Annotated in this window: 19 protein-coding genes; 9 read left to right on the top strand and 10 right to left on the bottom strand. The window is 49.2% G+C overall.

Annotated elements, in window-relative coordinates:
* Positions 1-57: 57 nt before the first annotated feature.
* Positions 58-2,253 carry a TonB-dependent receptor gene (locus QN379_RS05440; RefSeq protein ID WP_322240275.1) on the bottom strand — a complete coding sequence of 732 codons (2,196 nt, stop codon included), beginning with the start codon at positions 2,251-2,253 and terminating at the stop codon, positions 58-60.
* A gap of 406 nt (positions 2,254-2,659) precedes the next feature.
* The gene (locus QN379_RS05435; RefSeq protein WP_322233746.1) at positions 2,660-3,334 is read right to left on the bottom strand and encodes an ankyrin repeat domain-containing protein; all 675 of its coding nucleotides are present in this window, start codon (positions 3,332-3,334) and stop codon (positions 2,660-2,662) included.
* A 225-nt stretch (positions 3,335-3,559) separates the two neighbouring features.
* Here QN379_RS05435 and QN379_RS05430 point away from each other — a divergent pair, with 225 nt between their 5' ends.
* From QN379_RS05430 to QN379_RS05395, 8 genes are all read left to right on the top strand, one after another.
* Positions 3,560-5,284 (top strand): pyrroloquinoline quinone-dependent dehydrogenase, encoded by a 1,725-nt coding sequence (locus QN379_RS05430; protein ID WP_416348522.1) that lies wholly within the window; start codon positions 3,560-3,562, stop codon positions 5,282-5,284.
* 120 nt (positions 5,285-5,404) lie between these two features.
* Positions 5,405-5,980 (top strand): c-type cytochrome, encoded by a 576-nt coding sequence (locus QN379_RS05425; RefSeq protein ID WP_416186850.1) that lies wholly within the window; start codon positions 5,405-5,407, stop codon positions 5,978-5,980.
* Positions 5,981-6,468: 488 nt separating this feature from the next.
* A complete protein-coding gene (pqqA, locus tag QN379_RS05420) occupies positions 6,469-6,543 on the top strand; it encodes a pyrroloquinoline quinone precursor peptide PqqA (RefSeq protein ID WP_322240279.1) in 75 nt (24 codons plus the stop codon).
* Between the two features lie 166 nt (positions 6,544-6,709).
* Positions 6,710-7,636, top strand: coding sequence for a pyrroloquinoline quinone biosynthesis protein PqqB (pqqB, locus tag QN379_RS05415; RefSeq protein ID WP_322233750.1), 927 nt, complete (start codon positions 6,710-6,712; stop codon positions 7,634-7,636).
* Positions 7,633-8,364 (top strand): pyrroloquinoline-quinone synthase PqqC, encoded by a 732-nt coding sequence (pqqC, locus tag QN379_RS05410; RefSeq protein ID WP_322233752.1) that lies wholly within the window; start codon positions 7,633-7,635, stop codon positions 8,362-8,364. Before pqqB ends, pqqC begins: the two co-directional genes overlap by 4 nt.
* A 70-nt stretch (positions 8,365-8,434) precedes the next feature.
* A complete protein-coding gene (gene pqqD, locus QN379_RS05405) occupies positions 8,435-8,698 on the top strand; it encodes a pyrroloquinoline quinone biosynthesis peptide chaperone PqqD (protein ID WP_323506172.1) in 264 nt (87 codons plus the stop codon).
* 5 nt (positions 8,699-8,703) lie between these two features.
* Positions 8,704-9,921 carry a pyrroloquinoline quinone biosynthesis protein PqqE gene (pqqE, locus tag QN379_RS05400; protein ID WP_323506171.1) on the top strand — a complete coding sequence of 406 codons (1,218 nt, stop codon included), beginning with the start codon at positions 8,704-8,706 and terminating at the stop codon, positions 9,919-9,921.
* Between the two features lie 274 nt (positions 9,922-10,195).
* Positions 10,196-11,194 carry a GlxA family transcriptional regulator gene (locus QN379_RS05395; protein ID WP_322240281.1) on the top strand — a complete coding sequence of 333 codons (999 nt, stop codon included), beginning with the start codon at positions 10,196-10,198 and terminating at the stop codon, positions 11,192-11,194.
* A gap of 172 nt (positions 11,195-11,366) precedes the next feature.
* Here QN379_RS05395 and gfa read toward each other — a convergent pair whose 3' ends face one another.
* The 3 genes from gfa to QN379_RS05380 form a co-directional block, all read right to left on the bottom strand.
* Complete coding sequence (gfa, locus tag QN379_RS05390) at positions 11,367-11,942, bottom strand: S-(hydroxymethyl)glutathione synthase (protein ID WP_322233758.1); 576 nt, start codon at positions 11,940-11,942, stop codon at positions 11,367-11,369.
* 71 nt (positions 11,943-12,013) lie between these two features.
* Complete coding sequence (gene fghA / locus QN379_RS05385) at positions 12,014-12,877, bottom strand: S-formylglutathione hydrolase (RefSeq protein ID WP_323506170.1); 864 nt, start codon at positions 12,875-12,877, stop codon at positions 12,014-12,016.
* A 20-nt stretch (positions 12,878-12,897) separates the two neighbouring features.
* Positions 12,898-14,004 (bottom strand): S-(hydroxymethyl)glutathione dehydrogenase/class III alcohol dehydrogenase, encoded by a 1,107-nt coding sequence (locus QN379_RS05380; protein WP_322233762.1) that lies wholly within the window; start codon positions 14,002-14,004, stop codon positions 12,898-12,900.
* 520 nt (positions 14,005-14,524) lie between these two features.
* On the opposite strand from QN379_RS05380, the gene QN379_RS05375 reads away from it, so the two are divergent.
* Positions 14,525-16,504 (top strand): sigma-54-dependent Fis family transcriptional regulator, encoded by a 1,980-nt coding sequence (locus QN379_RS05375; RefSeq protein ID WP_323506169.1) that lies wholly within the window; start codon positions 14,525-14,527, stop codon positions 16,502-16,504.
* Positions 16,505-16,610: 106 nt separating this feature from the next.
* On the opposite strand, the gene QN379_RS05370 is transcribed toward QN379_RS05375, so the two are convergent.
* The 5 genes from QN379_RS05370 to QN379_RS05350 form a co-directional block, all read right to left on the bottom strand.
* The gene (locus QN379_RS05370; RefSeq protein ID WP_322233768.1) at positions 16,611-17,624 is read right to left on the bottom strand and encodes an ATP-grasp domain-containing protein; all 1,014 of its coding nucleotides are present in this window, start codon (positions 17,622-17,624) and stop codon (positions 16,611-16,613) included.
* Between the two features lie 104 nt (positions 17,625-17,728).
* Complete coding sequence (locus QN379_RS05365; RefSeq protein WP_323506168.1) at positions 17,729-18,502, bottom strand: hypothetical protein; 774 nt, start codon at positions 18,500-18,502, stop codon at positions 17,729-17,731.
* Between the two features lie 119 nt (positions 18,503-18,621).
* Positions 18,622-19,548 carry a substrate-binding domain-containing protein gene (locus tag QN379_RS05360; protein ID WP_322233775.1) on the bottom strand — a complete coding sequence of 309 codons (927 nt, stop codon included), beginning with the start codon at positions 19,546-19,548 and terminating at the stop codon, positions 18,622-18,624.
* Positions 19,545-19,994, bottom strand: a complete 450-nt coding sequence (locus tag QN379_RS05355; protein WP_322233778.1) for a cytochrome c — start codon at positions 19,992-19,994, stop codon at positions 19,545-19,547. The genes QN379_RS05360 and QN379_RS05355 overlap by 4 nt, the downstream gene beginning before the upstream one ends.
* Positions 19,995-20,100: 106 nt before the next feature.
* A complete protein-coding gene (locus QN379_RS05350) occupies positions 20,101-21,915 on the bottom strand; it encodes a methanol/ethanol family PQQ-dependent dehydrogenase (protein WP_322233780.1) in 1,815 nt (604 codons plus the stop codon).
* Positions 21,916-22,389: the final 474 nt, after the last annotated feature.

Below are 22,389 nucleotides of genomic sequence, written 5' to 3'. Positions count from 1 at the left end.
AGAATTTAGCAGAATAATCAGATGGAAGATTCAGACGACTTTGACATGAAGCCGCCATTAGCTCCACGAGTATCTCAAACCGATCCAACCACCACGCGGTGCGCCTGGGCCGATAAATTGCTCGTTGGAGATACTGCCACCGTCAAACGAATGCCCTGGCCCATTGAAAAAATTTTGACCGATAACGCCAAAATTTGCATATTGACGATTAAATAAATTATCTATCCGAGCAAAGATTTGCAATTGCTTGGTAAGCGAATACGTGGTGTCAAGATTAACCATTGTGTAGCCAGGAATCTTGCCGTTCGTATCCTGATTATTTTCGTCGCCACGCGCATAAACATTACTGCGGTAGACCACATTAGTACCAATGTTCCAGCTTGACGTTGGTGCATAGTCAAAGCGCAGCTTGAGGGTATTTTCTGGAATACCCGGCAACTTGTTGCCGCGATTGACGGTGATAACACCCGCTGCACTGGCGCTTGAATTACTGGCGCTGTGCTCGTCGAAGCCGGTCTGATAGGTTGCATCGATATAGCTATAACTCGCTGTCACGCCGACTGGTCCGACCATCGTATGGGCTGCAACTTCTGCTCCTTGCCGACGGGTCTTGCCCACATTTTGAAAGTATCCGGTGCTGGCAGATGCGCCGCTGCTGCTGATAAATTGGATGTCGTTATCCAGTGCGGTTCTAAATATCGAAGCACTCCAGCTGGATACGGGACCCAATTTTCCACGTAGACCAAATTCACCCGTTCTGGCGATAACCGGCTTTAATGCAGGGTCGGCGATGAAATCGTTCGGTAACGAACAAGGAGCGTTTGGATCGGCGCAAGCCAGTTCGATCGCAGTTGGGGTGCGCATGCCTTCGTTATAGGTGGCGTAGGCAGTGATCGCCGGGCTCGGATTGTACGTCAGGCCAACGCCGGGATTAAAACGAGTAAACGTATTTTTCCCGTTCAATAATGGCTGATTACCCGTTTGATCACTAATATTCACCCGTGCATAGTTATAGCGACCAGAGCCGGTCAATGACCATTGGTCGTTGAGCGCTAATGTATCGGAAATAAAAATGGCGAGATTGCTATTATGGGTTTTGGCGTCAGTTCCAGACATAAAGGCGTCCAGACCAATCGTATCCCGGCTAGCAGTGAAATCAGCATCCTGTCTTGATTGCTTGAAGCGTGAATTAGCAAAATCGCCGGATACACCAACCACCAGTTGGTTATTCATGTTGCCCAGCTTACCCAAATAACTTAGTTGCGCCCCGAAACCATAACTGCCTTGGTCAATGACCGAACGGGTATTATTAGCCGGCACCGGATTATTAACGGCGTCGTAGTCCCCATTGACGTTACTACTAATATTATTGTTATGGTAGTTTTTATAATACGCATTGGTCGACAACTGCAATTTTTCATTGAAGAAGTGGCTCGCCGACAAATTCCAAAGCTGCGCACGGTTGATGTTTTCGTCCGGGAAGGTATAGGCCTGACGGCGATTATTTAAAAATGCGCGCGGGATAGTTTGCGTACCCTGCAAGTCATTGTCAGCCGCCGTCAAACTGAGCGCGACCCTTGTGTCAGCGTCCTGATAACCGAGCTTACCGAAAAATTGCTTTACGCTACTCGGATTGTGATCGCCCCACCCTTTATCTTTTGAGTCGTTGGCAGTCAGAAAATAATCGATATTGCCAACCGTTCCGCCCTGCTCCACTTCTACCGTCTTGCGACCGAACGATCCACCAGAGACTTCGACCTGACCGCCCGGGTTATTTCGACCATCTTTGGTTGTGATCGCGAGCGCACCGCCGAGCGTATTTAAGCCAAATACCGGGTTCGAACCCGGCATTACTTGCAGGTTCGCAATAGCTGATTGTGGCAACAAATCCCAATTGACAACATCGCCAAACGGCTCATTGATACGCACACCGTCCTGAAACACAGAAAGACCTTGTGGCGTGCCTAAAAGTGGCGATGCGGTGAAGCCACGATAATTGACGTCGGGCTGGTACGGATTGCCTTGCGCCGAATTGATCGTGACGCTATTCAGGTTTTGCTCCAAAAATTCGGTGATATTGCCAGCGTGTTGACGCGTAATCTCTTTTCCCGCGACTGTTTGTATATTTGCGGCAACGTCGCGCAATGGCAAACCGAGGCCAGGAAGCGGCGTGGTTCCGTTAACAACAATCTCGGATAACTTCTCATCGGCTACAACTGCACCACCAGCGGCAAAAACGGGGCCTTGTAACATCAGCAGGACGCTGCCGAGTGCAAGTTCACTTGCGCCGGGTAAAGATTTCCAATGCGCCATCTTTTAATCTCCTATTTGTCTTTTTTTTAGTTGTGTTTTCGACCCACAATTGTATAACGTGAGCCAACAATCATTCTTTTATGCAATATCCATGCCGACCAGATAACGTTCGGCAGAAAAGCTTCATAACGGTGAAGTGGGGGATACTGCTGGGCTAAGCAAAAGTATTCAAAAAAAAGCAACACTTTCAATCGCGTACCCCATCTTCATTACGTGACTAATACGTGACACATTAGTCGGTAAAAAATGTGGAATGCGCGTTGGATACGGAAGAACTGCGCTGCGCTCAAGAAGTATTGGAACGCCAATACTTCCGGTAATGCGTACGCAACCCAATGAGAGTTGTTTACAGTGGTTTTAGCAGTTTGACGACATCCAGCTGGCTATTTTCATCTGCCATCTGCAATGCGGTTTTGCCACGGTTGTCGACCATGTTCACGTCTGCACCCTGATCCAGCAGTGCTTGAACCGTCGCTAGGTGACCGGCACCGCTAGCCCACATCAGCGCGGTAAGCCCGTTTGGATACACTGTATTAACTTTAATGCCGCTGGTAGCGCCGGTCTTTAACAGCATGTTTACGATCTCGGTCTGTCCGGTACCGGCCGCGTAGACCATGGCGGGTTTGTGCATTTGATCGACCGCATTGACGTCGGCTTTTTTGTCGATCAAAATCTGCGCCATGGCAGGCCGACCATAATAAGCGACAGCCATTAAAGGCGTCACCCGCGCAACGTTTGCCAGATTAACGTCCGCCCCGCGCTCTATCAGCATTAGAAGGATGTCCGTTTGTCCGTTTTTGATGGCACTCATCAATAGCGAGTCGCCGATTCTATTGCGCGTATTGGGCGATGCCCCAAGTTCGATAAACTCTTTGAACGTTTTTGCATTTCCGCTTCGAGCGGCAGCTAAAGCCTGGCGATTCAAGTCCACTTGCTCGTCGTTGGCATGGACGGCGTTCAGCCATCCCGATCCTAGTATTAAAAAAATGATTGAAAAAGTGATTGATCGAACTACGCGCATGTTTTGTTCCTGTTAGTTGTATCGGATGCATAGAATTTAGCTATTAAGCTCATCATTCTATTTTTAATACATTGCAATATGAAATAGGGATATTATGCCAAAACAGAATTAAGAACTAGGCAAATCACTGTCTGTTTTTTGATACTCAAAATGTTTTAACAAAAAAAAAGCATAATCAAAAGTAAAAATTTGTGTTGCATAGGCAACCTTACCAAGGGGATAGTAATGCGTATTTCAAGTTATAAAACAATAGGGCAATTCGCTCTGGCAGCAAGCATGATAGTTGCCGCAGGAATGTCCAGCGGGCAAGAAACCGAAGGCGGTGCCGGTATCAAAATACCGCCAATGTCGCAAGCGCTGGCTCCCGTCAGTCAAGCGATGCTGGATGGTGCTGCGAAAGACAGCAAAAACTGGTTGCACACGAATGGCGACTACGGCCAGACGCGCTTTTATCCATCTGCGCAAATCAATTCGAAAAACGTTGCAACACTGAAGCCTAAATTTATTTTCCAGACTGCTGTTGTTGAGTCGATGGAAACTGCGCCAATTGTGGTCAATGGCGTCATGTTTCTGACCACCGCCTATAACCACGTGTACGCAGTTGATGCAGTCACCGGTCAGGAATTCTGGCATTTCAAACATAAGATGGGGCCAGTGACGACGTTCTGTTGCGGTCCAAACAATCGCGGCGTCGCGGTCTCAGACGGTAAGCTCTATATGGGCACACTAGACTCCAAGCTAATTGCGCTGGACACCAAGACCGGTAAGCTATTGTGGGAAACTGAAATCGCTGATCCTGAAAAAGGCTATAGCGAAACAATGGCACCAACTGTTATCGACGGTAAAGTCCTGATCGGCACAAACGGTGGTGAATATGGTATCCGTGGCTTCGTCAAAGCATTCGATACTAATACCGGCAAGCTGGTCTGGACGTTCTACACCATTCCAGAAAAAGGTCATGAAGGCGTATGGGCGAAAAACGACGCAACCGGCCGTGATATGCACCGTGACATCGCTGCTGAAAAAGTCGCGTTTGCCAAGAAATCCAACTTCCATGAAACCTTGGGCGGCGGTGTCTGGACTACTCCGGCAATTGATCGCGCCACTAAGACGGTGTACTTCGTAGTCGGCAATCCATCGCCTGACCTATACGGTGCAGAGCGCCCTGGCGACAACTTGTATACTGATTCACTGGTCGCCATCGACCTTGATACCGGTGCATACAAATGGCATTTCCAGTACATCGCGCACGACGTATGGGATCTGGATGCTGTAAGCCCACCGATTCTGGTCGATGTTAAAGACAAGAGCGGCAAGATGATTCCTGCAATCGTACACGCTGGCAAAACTGGTCACGTCTACGTGCATGATCGTCGGGACGGTAGTTTGATTCGTTTTTCAGATGCGATGATTCCACAAGAAAACATGTGGACTTTGCCTACTGCCACCGGTGCACGCATGTTGCCGGGCGCAAATGGTGGTGTTGAATGGTCGCCAATGGCCTACAACGCAGGTGCACGTTTGACCTATGCGCTGAATCTGAATCAACCGATGACTTATCAGGTTGATGGATCGAACTATCCAAACGGCAAGCTATGGCTTGGCGGCGCGTTCAAAAACGCAGCTGGCGAAGAGCAATCGGGTAACGTAACGGCTGTGAATATCGATACCGGCAAGATCGCATGGCAAGCAAAAACCGACCAACCAATGATCGGTGGCGCGTTGGCAACTGCTGGCAATCTGGTGTTTGCAGGCGAAGGTAATGGCTGGTTCAAGGCCTACGACGCAAAAACCGGCAAACTGCTCTGGAAGTTCCAGTGCGGCGCGGGCGTGAATGCACCACCAGTATCGTACTCAGTCAACGGTAAGCAATACATCGCCGTTGCTGCAGGCGGTAATTCACAAATGGATTTCAAACGCGGCAATAGTATTTTTGTGTTTGGTCTGTAATCTGTGATCTGTAACAGGCATTAGGCACGACAATTGCTGTTGAATAACGGAAATAGAGACCGCATCCACCCCTGGCCCGGTCTCTTTTCCTTCTACAAGATCATTTTGGATACGAAACACATGAAAGCTTCCCATATAATTTTTGCGGTGTTGACCACGCTTTCCATTCAGAGTCACGCCGTTGATATCGAAGCGGGTAAGAAAAAAGCCGAGACCTGCATGGCCTGTCATGGAGCAGGCGGCAATTCGGTTATGCCTCTGATTCCAGTGCTTGCAGGACAAAATGCGCGTTACTTGTATCTGGAACTACGAGATTTTAAAGAGGGTGCGCGTGTGAACCCGATGATGAGCCCAATGGCGGCAAATCTATCGAAGGAAGACATGCAGGATTTGGCAGCCTATTTTGCGGCGCAAACACCGACAGCGATTAAATTCACCGCTGATCCGGCTCGGGTAAAACTGGGTTTTGCCAAAGCAGAACAGGTGTTGTGTTCCATGTGTCACTTGGGCGGAATGAAAGGACAAAATGAAATTCCAAAACTGTCCGGACAGCACTATGAATACATAGTGAAGCAATTGACGGATTTCAGAGCACGCAATCGCACCAATGATGCGGGCAATATGACGGCCGTAAGCAAGAACCTGACCGACGATGACATCATCAACCTGTCGCAGTACATTGCTAATATCAACTAGGAATCGTCGATCGGTCGGTTAAGATCGACAACATTGCTTATAAAACCATTCGAGACGGCGGAACTGCCAATCGCCTGACTTTAAGATGGTCGGATAGTGTCATGTTTCTGGTCCGATAATTGAACAGTTGGCGGAACGACTGTGTCAATTTCGAACATATGAATATTATTTGTGCGCAATTGAATAACCACTTGTTGTCATATCGTTACGTGGTAATTACGCGTATTCGATACAGTTTGAGACAATACCGTACCGTATCAAATAGGCGAGCAGTTCAACTCCTATTGATAACATTTACGCAAGACTAGTGATATCAGACAATCACCGATTTCTGCTAGAAGGAACAAAGTTTTGGGCATGAAAATTGCTCTAAATTTAGATGATTGCCTTAATATCAGCGTCCCGCTGAGAGTGAATGGAATAAAGTTTTACCGTAGCAACCACAGTAGCAACCCGTAGTATTTTTTAATAACAACTGGAGATTAAACATGAACTGGACTACACCTGCTTTTACAGATATGCGTTTTGGCTTTGAAATCACGATGTACATTGCAAATCGTTAATTGAGCCTTGCAACTTAGGCTTTGCGGCGATTGTTAACGCAATCGCCGTTCTTCACCCCAACTTTGTATTACTTTGTATTGCATAGTACGTATCACCAGCATCAAGACAGCCAATTTAGCTATTGAATTGCTTCCCTATTAAATCCTCGCTTAATACCTTCTCCACATGAAAATCATCGTATTAGGTTCGGCAGCTGGTGGTGGTTTCCCGCAATGGAATTGCAATTGCCATAATTGCAACGGCCTGCGTAACGGCACCATCAACGCAACAGCGCGTACGCAATCTTCGATTGCTGTCTCAGCCAACGATACCGATTGGGTATTGATCAACGCATCACCCGATATACTGACTCAAATTCGCAACACACCAGCGCTACAACCGAACCGTCACAAACGTGATTCCGGTATTGCAGCGGTGGTGTTGATGGATGCACAAATCGACCATGTCACCGGATTATTGATGCTGCGCGAGGGCAAGCAGCTACCCATTTATTGCACACCATCTGTCTGGGACGACCTCACGACAGGACTGCCGTTAATGCATGTGTTGTCGCATTACTGCGGCGTCCAATGGCATCCATTGCCAACCAACAATCAGTTCACGCACTACCCAGCGATACAAATTCCAGGCATCGAAGGTATTAGCTTTACGCCGCTGCCACTCAAAAGCAAAGCACCGCCTTATTCCCCGCATCGCGAGCAACCGCAAGTAGGTGACAATATCGGGCTGTTGATCGAAGAGATCGCTACCGGGAAAAAATTGTTTTACGCACCCGGTTTGGGCCAGCTGGAACCACACATCAAGGCGGCGATGCATAGCGCAGATTGCGTATTGGTCGATGGCACTTTATGGACAGAAGACGAAATGATCACGCTGGGATTTTCTAAAAAGAAATCAGCTGATATGGGTCATTTGCCGCAATCCGGTCCCGGCGGCATGATTGAAGTGCTGGATGCTATCGGAGCGCCCCGCAAAATTCTGATTCACATTAACAATACCAATCCTATTCTGGATGCAGACTCGCATCAGCGCGCAACTTTGACGCAACACGGAATCGAAGTGGCATTTGACGGTATGGAGATTACGCTATGAACGCCAACACGCGAGAAGCCACTGCGGCAATAGTCGCAGCGCCCTGGAACCGTACAGAATTCGAGGCGCAATTACGCGCCAAAGGTGCTGGATACCATATTCATCATCCGTTCAACGTCAAGATGACCAACGGCGAATTATCCAACGATCAGATCCGCGGATGGGTCGCCAATCGGTTCTATTATCAGATCATCATTCCGCAAAAAGACGGCGCAATTATTTCAAATTGCGATGATCGCGAAACCCGACGTAAATGGGTATTGCGGATACTTGATCATGATGGATGGGAAGAGAATGAAGGCGGCATCGAAGCATGGACCGCGCTTGGCGAAGCGGTTGGCATTTCACGCGAAGATCTGTGGTCGTTGAAATATGTGGTTCCGGGCGTGCGTTTTGCGGTGGACGCTTATCTCAACTTTGCCCGCCGATCACCATGGCAAGAGGCGGTATGCTCTTCGCTGACAGAGATGTTTGCGCCGAAAATCCACAAGGACCGGTTAGCAAATTGGCCGCAACACTATCCATGGATAGAAACGACTGGTCTGCAATATTTCCGTAGCCGGATTTCGCTGGCCGAACGCGATGTCGAGCATGGGCTTGAAGTCACGCTAGATCATTTTACTACCCGCGTGCAGCAAGATCGTGCGCTGGATATTTTGCAGCTGAAGCTCGACATTTTATGGTCAATGCTGGACGCGATTGATAAAGCCTATCCATCACTGCCTTGATTTCCGTAAAAATATATCGGCAGTCAATCCAACCGATTAAGCAACCTCTGTCATCACCATTGATATCACTATGAACACTTTTCCCGAGAAGCCAAAGTTATCCAAACTGTTTCGATTGCAATGGGAAGAGGCGCAGAACAACTATGTGTTGTTGTACCCGGAAGGCATGGTGAAGCTGAATCAAAGCGCTGCCGAAATATTGAAGCGGTGCGATGGTGAGCGTGATTGTGCCGCTATTGTCAGCGATCTGGAGACAACTTTCGGCATGCAAAATTTGCTAGCCGATGTAGAAAATTTTTTACATACAGCTGATGCACAAGGCTGGATAAGGTGATCAACATGACCGAATTAACGCAGCAAACCGAGCCAGTTCAGCAGGTCGAAAATATCGTCGTAACGCCGCCCTTATGGTTGCTGGCAGAACTCACCTATCGCTGTCCGCTGCACTGCGTGTTTTGTTACAACCCGTTGAATTACGCAGAAAATCGCAATGAGCTGACAACCGAACAATGGTTCGACGTCATGCGTCAGGCGCGTAAATTAGGCGCGGCACAATTGGGATTTTCGGGTGGCGAACCATTGCTGCGGGACGATCTGGAAGAACTGATTGGAGAAGGTCGTCGGCTAGGCTTTTACACCAATCTGATTACTTCCGGAGTCGGTTTGACCGAGCCGCGTATTGCCCGCATGAAGGAGTTGGGACTGGACCATATCCAGTTGTCGTTTCAGGATTCGACCAAGGAAATGAACGATTTCCTGACCAGTACCAAGACTTTTGATCTAAAATCAAAGGTCGCAAAACTGATCAAGCAATACGATTATCCGATGGTGCTCAACGTCGTATTGCACCGCTATAATCTGGATCATGTCGACCGTATTATCGAGATGGCGATCGAGATGGATGTTGAATATCTTGAACTGGCCAACACCCAGTATTACGGTTGGGGTTTAGTCAATCGCGCCCATTTGCTGCCATCGCGCGAACAACTCGAGCGCGCCGAGGCAACGGTCAATGCCTATCGCGCCAAGATTGGCAATAAGCTGCGTATTTTGTTCGTGGTGCCCGATTACTTTGAAGAGCGCCCGAAGGCGTGCATGAATGGTTGGGGATCCGTATTTTTGGCTGTAGCCGCCGATGGCACGGCATTGCCTTGCCATGCCGCAAAATCATTGCCGGGTTTTGATTTCCCTAACGTGCTGCAAGACAGCGTGCATGACATCTGGCATCACAGCGATGCGTTCAACCGCTATCGTGGCGACGGATGGATGAAAGAGCCATGCCAAAGTTGCCCGGATAAAAAGAAAGACTTCGGTGGTTGCCGCTGCCAGGCATTGGCCCTGACTGGCGATGCGACCAATGCAGATCCCGTGTGTAGCAAATCCCCGCATCATGGCGACTTACAAAAAATCGTCCTGCACGCGCAACCCAACCAAAAGATCGGCGCACCGCAACATACAACGCAACCGATCCTGTTTCGTACCGACGCCAATTCGCTACGCTTTGCCAATGGCACGCCAAGCGGCAAAGCGCCCAACGCCCTGACAATCGAAAAATAACATGACCACCTCGGCCTGATAGCCGAGGAATTTGCCGCCCAAACGAGTGCGCAGATTACAGCCGCCATCGTCCGACGCTGAACATCGTTTCCGATGCCTTCACATGAGCACGATGCTCAAAAGGTGGAGTCGCCCCTTCGCTCTCCCCGCGTCCAGCCCGACCATTACATGATCGCCAATACCCGCTAAAATAGCGAGGCCGTCACAACACATCAACTCTTAGGACTTTTGCAAGACCGTCCCAGTCAAGGCTGTTTTGAATAAACCACCAATTATGCGCAATGACGTACCGATTTCCAAAACACGCACCGTCGACATTATTATTTATCCCGGTTTTAAAGCGCTCGAAGCCATTGGGCCTTTGAAGGTTTTTGACTATACCAATACTTGCCTGCGTCAACGTCAATTGTCGGGGGGATATGAAGTCGCGATTGCGTCGACCAAAATCGGCATGATCGTGTCCGACACGCTCATGTCGCTCGAGGCGACAAAAGCCATCAGCACGCTTGCATTGCCGGATCTTGCCATCATCGTTGGTGCGCCTGATATCGAAAAATCGTTGCAGGATTCGCCGGAGATTGTCGAATGGGTGGCCAATGCTGCACCAAAAATTCAGCGCTTGGCGGCATTATGTACGGGCAGCTTTTTCCTGGCTGAAGGCGGCGCGCTAGATGGTCGACGTGCCACCACGCATTGGCGCTTTTCGGAACGATTGGGCAAAAAATATCCGGCTATAAAAGTCGATGCAGATGCGATATTTATTCGAGAGGGAAATATCTGGACTTCCGCTGGCGTGACCGCAGGAATGGATCTGGCATTAGCCATCGTGGAAGAAGATTTTGGCCGTGAGATTGCGCTCGAAGTCGCACGTGATCTGGTGATCTACTTAAAAAGACCGGGCGGTCAGTCACAGTTTAGCGTGCATCTTTCGAGCCAGATGACAACCCATCCAACGATCCGCGAGTTACAAAGCTGGATTATGTTGCATCTTGATGACGATCTGAGTATTCCTAAACTGGCAGCGAGAATAGCCATGAGCGAACGCAATTTTGCGCGTGTATTTCAGCGTGAGACGGCAGAAAGTCCGGCAGAGTTTATAGAAAGTGCACGCTTTGAAGTGGCACGAAGAATGCTGGAAGAAAACACATCTGCATTAAAGCAAATCGTGCTGAAGACCGGCTTTCGTACAGAAGAAAAAATGCGCCGCGTCTTTCAGAAAAAAATCGGCGTGACACCAAAAGTCTATCGCGAACGCTTTTCAACTACGGTATAGATTCAGATAGTGAGAGGCCGCTCGGTTTGCTTAACTTAACTCAAACCAACTTAACCAAGCAACTCAGCCGAGCACTATTTCACCATGCTGGTAATGCATCACCCGCACAACCGCGCATGGTGATGCAAACCCAGGATGCTGCCGCAGCAGGACGCGCCTGCAGCAATCAAGATTATTGCAGCAAACCTTTAGCTTTGGCGGTATGCGTGGCGATAGCATCCATCAATGGCGGTGACAGGCAATCATAAGGAGGCAAGCCTAGTTCAACCAATCTGGCTCTGACCGCACCCATTGTCTCTGGCTTAGCGCCGGCTTCGATAATCGACGACACAAATGCCGCAAATTCCGGTGGTGCCCATCCGCTTGCTGTCGAGCGCTCGGTGTGAACAAAATCCAGGCCATGGAACGGATGTCCCGTATTTTCAATGCGACCGTACATGTGCACGCCGCACTCTTTACAAGCATGCCGCTGAATAGCAGCACTTGCATCGACAACGGCTAGTTTGTCGCCATTTGCTGTGACGCTTACATTGTCGCGGGAGATGACCGCAATTTGTGCAAACAGTGCACCGTCCGGCTTCCAGCACTTCGAACAACCGCACACATGATTATGCGCAACCTGACCTTTAAGGGCAACTTCCACCTTGTTGCTCGAACAGGCGCAAGAAATGGTGCCACCATCGAAACCAGCTGCAGCTGGCTTAAGTCCGTTATCTACGGCTGGATGGATCTTGACTGAAGTATTCATGAAGCTTCTCCTAGTGGATTTTATGGTTGTGAACAGCTTGTTAATAAATGGGATGGATATCGTTTTGCCGTTTACCGGGCGGCTCCATTTAGTTGTCGGTGGTGAAATCGCAGATGGTCCTCGACGAATGTCGAAATAAAGTAATAGCCGTGATCGTAGCCAGCTTGCCTGCGCAGCTCCAAAGGCTGGCGCGCCTTTTCGCACGCTGCTTCAAATGCTTCGGGAAACAGTTGGCTCGGCAAAAACTTATCGTTCAACCCTTGATCTATTAAAATTCCGCCAGGAAACGGCGCGGTCTGTTGTTCCATCAATAGGCTAGCGTCGTATTGCCGCCAGGTATGTTGATTGCTTCCGAGATATCCTGAGAATGCCTTCACGCCCCATGGACACTGTATCGGTGCGCAAATCGGTGCGAATGCCGATACCGATTTGAACAATGTGGGATTGCGCAGCGCCAACACCAGCGCGCCATGGCCGCCCATTGAGTGACCAGTAATACCAATACTGGAAGGCTGCACCGGAAGGTTCTCCTTGATCAATTCAAGCAGTTCCAGCACGTAGCTGTACATCCGATAGTGCTGCTTCCACGGCGTTTCTGTAGCATCCACATAAAACCCCGCGCCGAGACCGAAGTCCCAGCTTTCTGCCTCACCCGGAAAATTGGCGCCACGCGGACTGGTATCCGGCGCAATCAGCATCAAACCCTTTTCTGCCGCCACCCGCTGCGCACCGCCCTTGGTCATGAAAGTTTCTTCAGTGCATGTCAGGCCCGCTAAATACATCAAGGCGGGAACCTTGCCGTCACGCGCCTGTGGCGGCAGGAATACTGAGAACCGCATAGACAAACCGATTTCTTTAGAGTGATGGCTATAGAACCGTTGCACCCCGCCAAAACAGGCGTGTTCGCTGACGATCTCAAGTGTTGAAGTAGGCATTTGCGCTTCTTTCGCCACGATCAATACAACACAACGGATCGAATCGATTCACCGCTTTTCATCAGATCGAAGCCCTCATTAATCCGCTCAAGCGGCAAGGTATGCGTGATCAAATCATCAATGTTGAGTTTGCCTTCCATATACCAGTCAACGATTTTCGGTACATCTGTACGTCCGCGTGCACCACCAAAAGCGGAACCTTTCCATTCCCGTCCGGTAACCAGTTGGAACGGACGCGTGCTGATTTCTTGCCCTGCTGCTGCAACGCCGATGATGTATGACTGCCCCCATCCCTTGTGACAACATTCCAGCGCTTGCCGCATAGTGGTCGTGTTGCCGATGCACTCAAAGGAGTAATCCGCGCCGCCATCGGTTAATTGGATAATATGATCAACCACGTTGGCGACTTCTTTCGGATTCACGAAATGGGTCATACCAAACTTACGCGCCATTTCTATGCGACCCGGATTGATATCGACCCCGATAATTTTGTCAGCACCGACCATCTTGGCACCCTGAATCACGTTCAGCCCAATACCGCCAAGTCCGAACACGACCACGTTTGCGCCCGCTTCGACTTTAGCTGAGAAAACCACCGCGCCGACACCGGTTGTCACACCGCAGCCGATGTAGCATGCTTTATCGAATGGCGCATCTTCACGGATTTTTGCCAATGCGATTTCTGGTACGACGATGTAGTTGGAGAAAGTCGAGGTTCCCATGTAGTGGAAAAGCGGTTTTCCATCCATCGAAAAACGTGATGTCGCATCCGGCATCAAACCACGACCTTGGGTCGAGCGAATCGCCTGACATAGGTTCGTCTTCCGTGATAAACAAAATTTGCATTGACGACATTCCGGGGTGTATAGAGGGATAACGTGATCATCCTTCTTTACCGACGTAACACCGGGGCCGACATCCACCACAATTCCTGCACCTTCATGGCCTAAAATGGACGGGAAAATTCCTTCAGGGTCTGCGCCTGAGAGCGTGTAATAGTCAGTATGGCAAATTCCGGTGGCCTTAATTTCGACCAGTACTTCACCCTCTCGCGGTCCAGCCAGATCAACTTCTTCAATCGTGAGCGGCGCTCCGGCTTTCCATGCGACTGCGGCTTTCGTTTTCATCAGGTGGCTCCAATATATTCAATAGACGTATTCTGCTGTCCGCAAAAGGAGACAAATGGAAATCGGCTAAATGTTGGCTGAAAATGCCGCAATTCCGTCCGCATTTGCGTCCCATCCTTTCCAGCAGTTGGTTTTACTCCATACTGCAGGCAATTCAACGCGGTAACGACTATACGACGATATTAAATCGCTACGCGCAATCCACATTCAGTGGCAAGACGTCTTCTGACTGCGCAAGACGTCCTCACCATTGTATGCAACTTGATACTAATTGCTACGCTTCTGCATCAATAAATCCCCGCACTGCTCCGTAATTTGCACATCCCAGTCTTACAACTTAAAAACACTTCGCCCCTGCTTACCCCGTAGTTAGGGTAGTATTCAGTGACAAATAAAAAATTGCGATGACACATACGGGTTCGTTATACCCGACATAAGCAAAAAACAGTCCACAAAAAAAATAGGCATCTGACGGAAAGAATTCCGAAGCCGTCATCAGATGTTTGTAAGAGGAGACAGCATGACAGTAGTTACCGCAAGCCACGTTAAACACGTGCGTTCGGTTGTCCAAAGAGGCATGCAACCGGATGGCCATATGATCGGAGATCCGATCGTTAATTCGTGGATACGATGTCTGAACGAATACAGTCTGGACCCGGATAACTGCGACGAACCTGTCGTCATCGGCAATGTTGAATTGCAGGAGCGACAGGCACGCTTAGCTGATGTTCAGCAAGTCGCAAAAATAGAAATGGCGAACCTCTATCAGCAGTTAGCGGGATCTGGCTACGCGATCATGCTGATGGATTGCGATGGCGTACTGCTCAATTATTTTGGTGATCCGAGCTTCACCCATGCGGCGTCTAAAACTGGCCTCATGCAAGGCGCAGTATGGAGCGAACGCTTGCAAGGTACTAACGGCATGGGGACGTGTCTGGTCGAAAAAAAACCCATTATCGTGCATCAAAACGAACACTATCTGGTGCGGAACATCGGTATCAGTTGCGCCGCTGCGCCTATTTGTAATCATCAAGGCGATGTGCTGGCGGTACTGGATGCTTCGGGCGAATCGCGATTGGCGCAACAACATACGTTGGCGCTGGTCAACATGTCCGTGCAGATGATTGAAAATCGTGTATTCCTGCAACAGTTCAATAAAGAATACATCGTACGCTTTCATAACCGGCCTGAATTCGTCGGCACATTAAGCGAAGGCGCTATTGCATTCGATGGCGCGGGCACTATTTTGGCCGCGACCCGCTGTGCGCAATTCCAGCTTGGCGTTCGCTCGCCTGCCGATATCTACGGCCGCAATATTACGGAATTGTTTAATGTGTCGTTATCGGGATTGCTGGACAGCAGCCTGAAAAAAGCATTCCACCCGACACCTATTTTTGAAGTTCGCAGCGGCGCACGTTATTTCGCGGTGATCTATCCACCGGAACCGACGCATGGCGCATCGCGCATGGCGACCCTAAAGCGCGACGCATGCAAAGAGGCTTCCAGCGCCCGCTGTGCGCTCGATGAGCTGCATTTTGGCGACCAGGTGATGGCCACCAACGTTCAGGCCACCAAACGCGTCCTGGAGCGCGATGTGGGCGTGATACTGTGCGGTGAAACCGGAACCGGTAAGGAAATGTACGCCAAGGCCGCCCATCTGTCAGGCAGTCGGGCACAGCAACCTTTTGTTGCCATTAACTGTGCGTCGATTCCAGAGTCCTTGATAGAAAGTGAATTGTTCGGCTATAAATCCGGCGCATTTACAGGTGCGAGCAAAGACGGTCAACGCGGCAAGATTTTTCAGGCGAATGGCGGAACACTTTTTCTCGATGAAATCGGCGACATGCCGATGTCCCTTCAAGCGCGGTTGCTGCGCGTTTTAGAAGAGCGAGAAGTCATGCCGCTCGGCGCGGACAAACCCATCAAATTAGATATCCGGCTGATCAGCGCTACGCATTGTGATCTTCAGGAAAAAATTGCCCAGAATCTTTTCCGTGAAGATTTATATTATCGACTGCTTGGCTTGACCATTACGCTTCCACCGCTGCGCGAACGCACTGACCGACATGCGTTAATCAAACATCTTTTGGTTAAAGAAGGTGGTGGCGACGACAATGTCGAAATAGATGACGCACTTTTGTCGGTATTTGATCACCATCGCTGGCCGGGAAATATTCGCCAAATGCGCCACCTTTTACGCACGATGATTGCCTTGCGTGAAAGCGACGTGCTTTCCATCTGCGACCTGCCAGCGGGATTTTACACGGGACCGCTGCGTGTTCCAGGCTGCGATTGCGACTTTGCTTGTGATTGCGCGATGAGATTGGAAGTCGTCCGCAACCCCTTGGAGAATGCGGAAAGAGATGCACTTATCCAGGAGTTGGAACAACATAACTGGAACATCACCACATTGGCAAAACAACTCAAGATGAGCCGTAATACCCTGTATCGAAAAATGCGTCGACTGGACGTCAAGGATTTGGACAAAATATCGCTATAAACACTCCACACCAAGACTTATGATCATCAAAATGTAGTCGGATGCGCTTTAACGCAACCGGCTATTTTTTTAAACAGAGCAAATCTGCCTTGAGAATAGTATAGAACTAGTGAACATCGAATGCAGCGACATCAATACTCACGGCATCCGCTTTAAGCGTCGTCCTTAATAACGACTCCGCCCCAGTTTCGTTCAATAAATCAAGAATAAGTGCCACCGGATTACAACCAATTGATGCATGCAATCCGGCACATGAGGTAGTCATTTGGGGATTCACCTCAAGCACTATCGGCCCCGTATCCGTGAGAATAAAATCAACACCGACAAAGCCCCACAAACCGGGAATAGCAGCCGCAATCCTTTGCGCTAATCGGTCCAACTCTCCGCTAATATCCGTGAAACTATTGATCGTGCTACCAAGAAAATACAATTGGTTATCTCGTACGGCGATTCGCTGCTTGTTGTAACTTAACACCCGCGCTACGCCGTTGCAGCAAATCAACGAAAGACTGCACGGTTGTCCAGAAATGAAGGGTTGCATGATAAAGTCATCCTCGCTATTTTCTCTGATCCATGCGAGCGCCTTGAGAGGCGAGCTTAATATCCGGCTATTTCGGCAACCAGCGCCTTTGTCAGGCTTAACTACCCAGGCCGAAGGCACGATCTGCGTCGGAAAATCATCGCTTATCGTATAAGTATCAACGGTTCGAATACCTGCTTCGGCCAATATCTGGACAGTACGTAACTTGCTGGCGGACACATGAACAGCTTCCGGCGTGCACCCCAATAAAATACGATTATGCGACAACACTGAACGCGACAGGGTTTCCAATATATCGTCGGCTTCCGGCGCAATCAGCCATACGGCATCAGCGTCTTCTACACAATCGTTGAAATGCGATTCGACCTGTCCTGATATAGGAATGACGTTGGCGGACTGCGCCAGATCGATTTCCAGTAAACGGGCATCCAAGGTAGTGGTGACGTTGATGCCAGGAAGTGTGGAAAGATCAGTCATCAAAGCGCGCACTATTATCTCGCTCTGATGCATGTGAGTATGTTCCAGAGCGCGGTGCGCGAGGCCACCGCCTGACGCATAGTCAAACAAAAAAACTTTCATGGGGACACCGTTTTTTTAATTGTAGAGGGCTGGTCCATGCGCGGCCATTCAAAGATATCTTGTTTGTAATCGATTGTAGATCGATCAAAAACGCGTTAAAAGATTTAACGTTTACTTTTTTCTTCCTTAACCAAGGTTATGGATTCCTCCATTTGGCCGACTTTTCGCTGGGTCGATACATCAGTCAGAACCCCCGACAAAGACGATCCTATCTGATACACGCCACCTGCGATCTGGCTACTTAATATAAATACATAACGCTTGTTGACGTACTTTTCAAAGCGCGCATGCATGGGATCGTTGCGGTACGGCTGAATACTAATCTCCTGGCCATCCAATTTTTTTCCGTGGTACATAAACGTGATCGGGCGAACTTGTGCGGTATCTGCCAGCGCCATTCGAATCCGCTTACGGAAATAGTTTGTCGAACCGCCAGTCTCTTGTTTCATCTGGCCGATATCCCATTCTAAAAAACCCAGTAATAAAGGATTTCCTCTTGAATTTTCCACCTTCGGAATTTCCAGTTTCCGGGTTCCGGTTAAGAACCGCAGCGATACTGTCGACGATCCATCGGGATTGATTTTGGTCACATCCACGTGAATCTGATCATCCACAGCAGATCCGCTTTCATTCACTTTCCTGTAGGCATAAGTGAGGTCGACGGGCATGCGTATATTTTTTAAATGATCGGTTTGGAACAGCATTACCTCAGCAGGAGAAATCTCTTGCACCGGCGCTGAGGGCCTCGATGTTGCCGCGGTTTCTGCAGGTGCGGCCAATGACACTGACATTGACATTACAAGGACTGTGGGGACAAAAAAGGCCACGCACATCAGTTCTCGGATTGCGCTAAGCCGATGTCCGAAAAAAATTTGCATCTGTGAGTCCTTAACAATTAACGCTGATCGGAGCGCACGTAACATAAACAGCCCGCCTGCTGATTCATTCATCTTCATATCCACACGCCAGCACATATGAATCAGAGAATCAATAGCGGTTATTTCACCGTCATCAATAAATTACCCTGCGTATCAAGTAACGGCACGCCATACTGCTCAAGAATCGCTGTAATTTGTTTCTGATCTTTAATAATTAATTGATCGATACGGTCCTTGAATTCCTTTTCACCATAACGCGTCCCCATGGCAATACTGAAGTCCATCCGCAAATTCGGTTGCGATTTCAGTGGCACTGCTACGATCGGTACGAGCGATTTTTTCGCAAAATAACCGGCAATGGGTCCCCAAACAAAAGCAACATCAATCTTGCCGCTTGCCAAATCTTTTTCCACGATCTCTCCAGGATATTGATCTGGATCGCCGGTTTGGGTCTGATAAGACACCATCTGATCCGCTAGCCCATTTTTGAGCAACCAGTCCACCACCGGTGAACGCCCGAAAACGCCTAACTTCAGCGATTTGAGTTTAGTCGGGTCGAGCTTCAGTAAGTCATCCGGCGACTTGATGTCATCAAATCCCTTGCCCTTAACGTAGGCCATCGCATAAGTCGAGTGATAATAAGCCTGCGTGGTTGCCCCCATGTCAAAACCAACGGCGACCCCGGTCACCAGATCACACTCAAATTTATCCGAATCCGGCACCTTCTTTTTCAACGTATTACGTATGTAGCCCATCCGCTGCGGATACCACGTGTATTCAATTTTCCAGCCTAAGTCCTTCGCGAAAAGTTCCGCAATCTTGTTCTCGAACCCCTTTAAATCGCGGTTAGAAAAAGGCATGTTGTTCGGGTCCTGACAGACCCGCAACACTTTATCTTGCTCCGGCTCCGGATCGGCGGCATGCGCCGGAATCACGGCAAAAGCCGTTACCAAAAGAGCGCCGACCGCACCCAAGCGCCAGAATTTGGCGGGACGACCGATCACAGATATCTGGTCTGCTAGACCTGAACCTTGGGGGTTTTTCACTTTGGAATTTCCTTCAAGCTACCTGTATTAATAGCACCGTCGGAACGCCCTTTGAGGAATGCGTAAAGATTATCGATATTATCGACAACTTGTTTACTGCCATTGAAGTTGGGCATGCCTTTTTCCATTCGGCCAAGCAGCACCGTGGTTTTGAAGTCTTCCTTAGTCATGGTTTTAAGGCTATCCACCAGCGCCGGGCCGACCAGACCTTGTTGATTGGCGCCATGGCAACGTTCACATGCCATCGCTCTCCATGTATGCCAGCCTTTGAGCGTATTACTATCGACTTGATTGCCATTTACCACTGTATAAGGAGGCGCATCGGCTGCGCTTGCGGTGCCAACTGCACCGGCCAGTACCACGCCGACAATGGTTACCTGAACCACTGCATGAGAAGCTGCATAGAAGGCTGAATGAAGCGCTACTTGTATGGTGCGTATAGTCATTAAAGTCTTTCTAATCGGGAATTATCCTGGCACTGTACTGACATTCCGGCATGCCTGAATGTCAGTACCAATGTCCAGATTTGTCAATAGAACGATGCTACGGTAATCAAACGCCAGGTACGGCAAACACTGTCAAGACACCACCCAATTCAGTGTATTTGGCCAGATCTCTATAGCCGCCCACTGCGCCCAGACCTTCAGTGTCTTTTTCAAGACCTGCAGCCAGACCAATACCAGCCCAACCGCCGATGCCGGACAACACGCCGACGAACTGCTTGCCTTTATAAGTCCAGGTATGCACGTTGCCGATAATGCCGGAAGGCGTTTTGAACTTCCATAGTTCCTTACCGTTGGTATCGACCGCTTTCAAATAGCCTTCTAATGTGCCGTAGAAAATCACATCACCAGCAGTTGATAAGGCACCGCTCCATACCGAAAATTTCTCAGGCTTGGACCAGACAATTTTGCCCGTACCGGCATCCCAGGCGATGAAATTGCCCATGTGACCATTGCCCTTATCCTTCTCAGCCGGATACATCGAAAGCGTTGCACCAACATACGGTTGACCAGCTGTGTAGTCGACTGCAAACGGTTCGTAGTCCATACACACATGGTTAGTTGGTACATAGAACAAACCGGTTTTAGGTGAGAATGAAGCCGGTTGCTGATCTTTAGTACCGAGCGCTGTAGGGCAAATGCCTTTGATATTGACGTCAGGTCCTTGCTTATCGGTGCTGTATTTAGCATCAAGAATTGGACGGCCTGTTTTCATATCAACACCTGTGGCCCAGTTAACCGTTGGATCATATTTTTGCGCGACGAGCAATTCACCCGTAGAGCGATCCATCGTGTAAGCGAAGCCATTACGATCCATGTGCACCAGCGTCTTGCGGTCCTGACCCTTGACTTTGATGTTAGCCAGAATCATTTCATTGACACCGTCATAGTCCCACTCATCATGCGGCGTCATTTGGAACACCCACTTCGCTTTACCAGTATCCAGATCGCGTGCAAAAATCGTCATAGACCATTTGTTGTCGCCGGGACGCTGGCTTGGATTCCAGGTACTTGGATTGCCGCTGCCGTAGTAGACAAGATTTAGGGCTGGATCATAGCTATACCATCCCCATGTTGTGCCACCGCCGAGTTTCCATTGATCACCTTTCCAGCTTTTTAGCGACGAATCCTTGCCCACTGGCGCCATCTTGCCATCGGTCCAGGTCATAGTCTTCGCAGGGTCCATCAACATTTCATCATCCGGACCTGTGCTATACGCTTTCCAGACTTCTTTGCCGGTGTTGATATCAAAGGCAGCCAAACGGCCTCGTACACCAAATTCGCCGCCGCTGATGCCGGTGATCACTTTATCCTTGAAAATATGCGGTGCATTTGTCGTCGTCTCACCAATCTTTGGATTGCCTACCTTGACCTTCCAGAGTTCTTTACCAGTCTTGGCGTCAAGCGCTACCAAGGTGGTGTCAGCCTGTTGCAAAAACACCTTGCCGTCAGCGTATGCAACACCACGATTAACCGTGTCGCAGCACATTACAGGAATGACGCTGGCATCTTGCTTTGGCTCGTATTTCCACTTAATCGTCTGGTCGCCGAGATTCAGTGCGAACACTTTATTAGGAAACGGACTATGGACATACATCGTGTCACCGACCACCAACGGACCACCTTCGTGCCCACGCAGAACACCGGTAGAAAAGGTCCAGGCGACTTGTAAATCCTTCGCGTTGCTCTTATTGATCTGCTTCAATTCACTATAACGCTGATTGGCGAAATTACCCGACTGCATAGCCCAGTTATTGGGATCTTTAGTGAGCGCTTCAATATCTGAGTTAGCGAACGCAAAAACCGGTACCGCGAGCAAAATGGCGCATTGCCACCAGCTTTTTAAGCTCTTTCGGGATGCCATGTGTAATCTCCTTGTTGATTTTTTTTAAGTAAAACTTCAACGAACCCACTTGCTGCCAATGTGCTGCCTGGCGATGAAATAGGAGGATTCGTTAGGGATCAAACTTCTACTTCCAAACGCATTTCTCTCCAAATTTCGAGTTACTCTCAGCATAGAACGTGCCAACAACCCGCAAAAAAGTCACTCCGTCGGGCGTATCCGACGGCGGCTCGCTCCAAACTCGGCGTTAGGCCTACAAAGAACAAACGATGTTGCAGAGCACCATGTTCTGGTTGATGAACAGTTGGAAAATCAGTTTGCGTCACTTCCGTGTCATACCCTGCCGGCCGAACTGTCGATACCGCGTTTAAAACACAGTGGCGAAGCATTTGCCAATGAAACCAATAAAAAATGCGGAGACGTATAAGCCATGCATCGCTTATAGAGCTGAAATGAATTGGAGTGGAGTGGAGTGAAGAGTAGTGGAACAGACCC

This window comes from Glaciimonas sp. Gout2, from assembly GCF_035018905.1.
GTDB lineage: Bacteria > Pseudomonadota > Gammaproteobacteria > Burkholderiales > Burkholderiaceae_D > Glaciimonas.
This window is presented reverse-complemented; position numbering and strand designations above follow the sequence as displayed.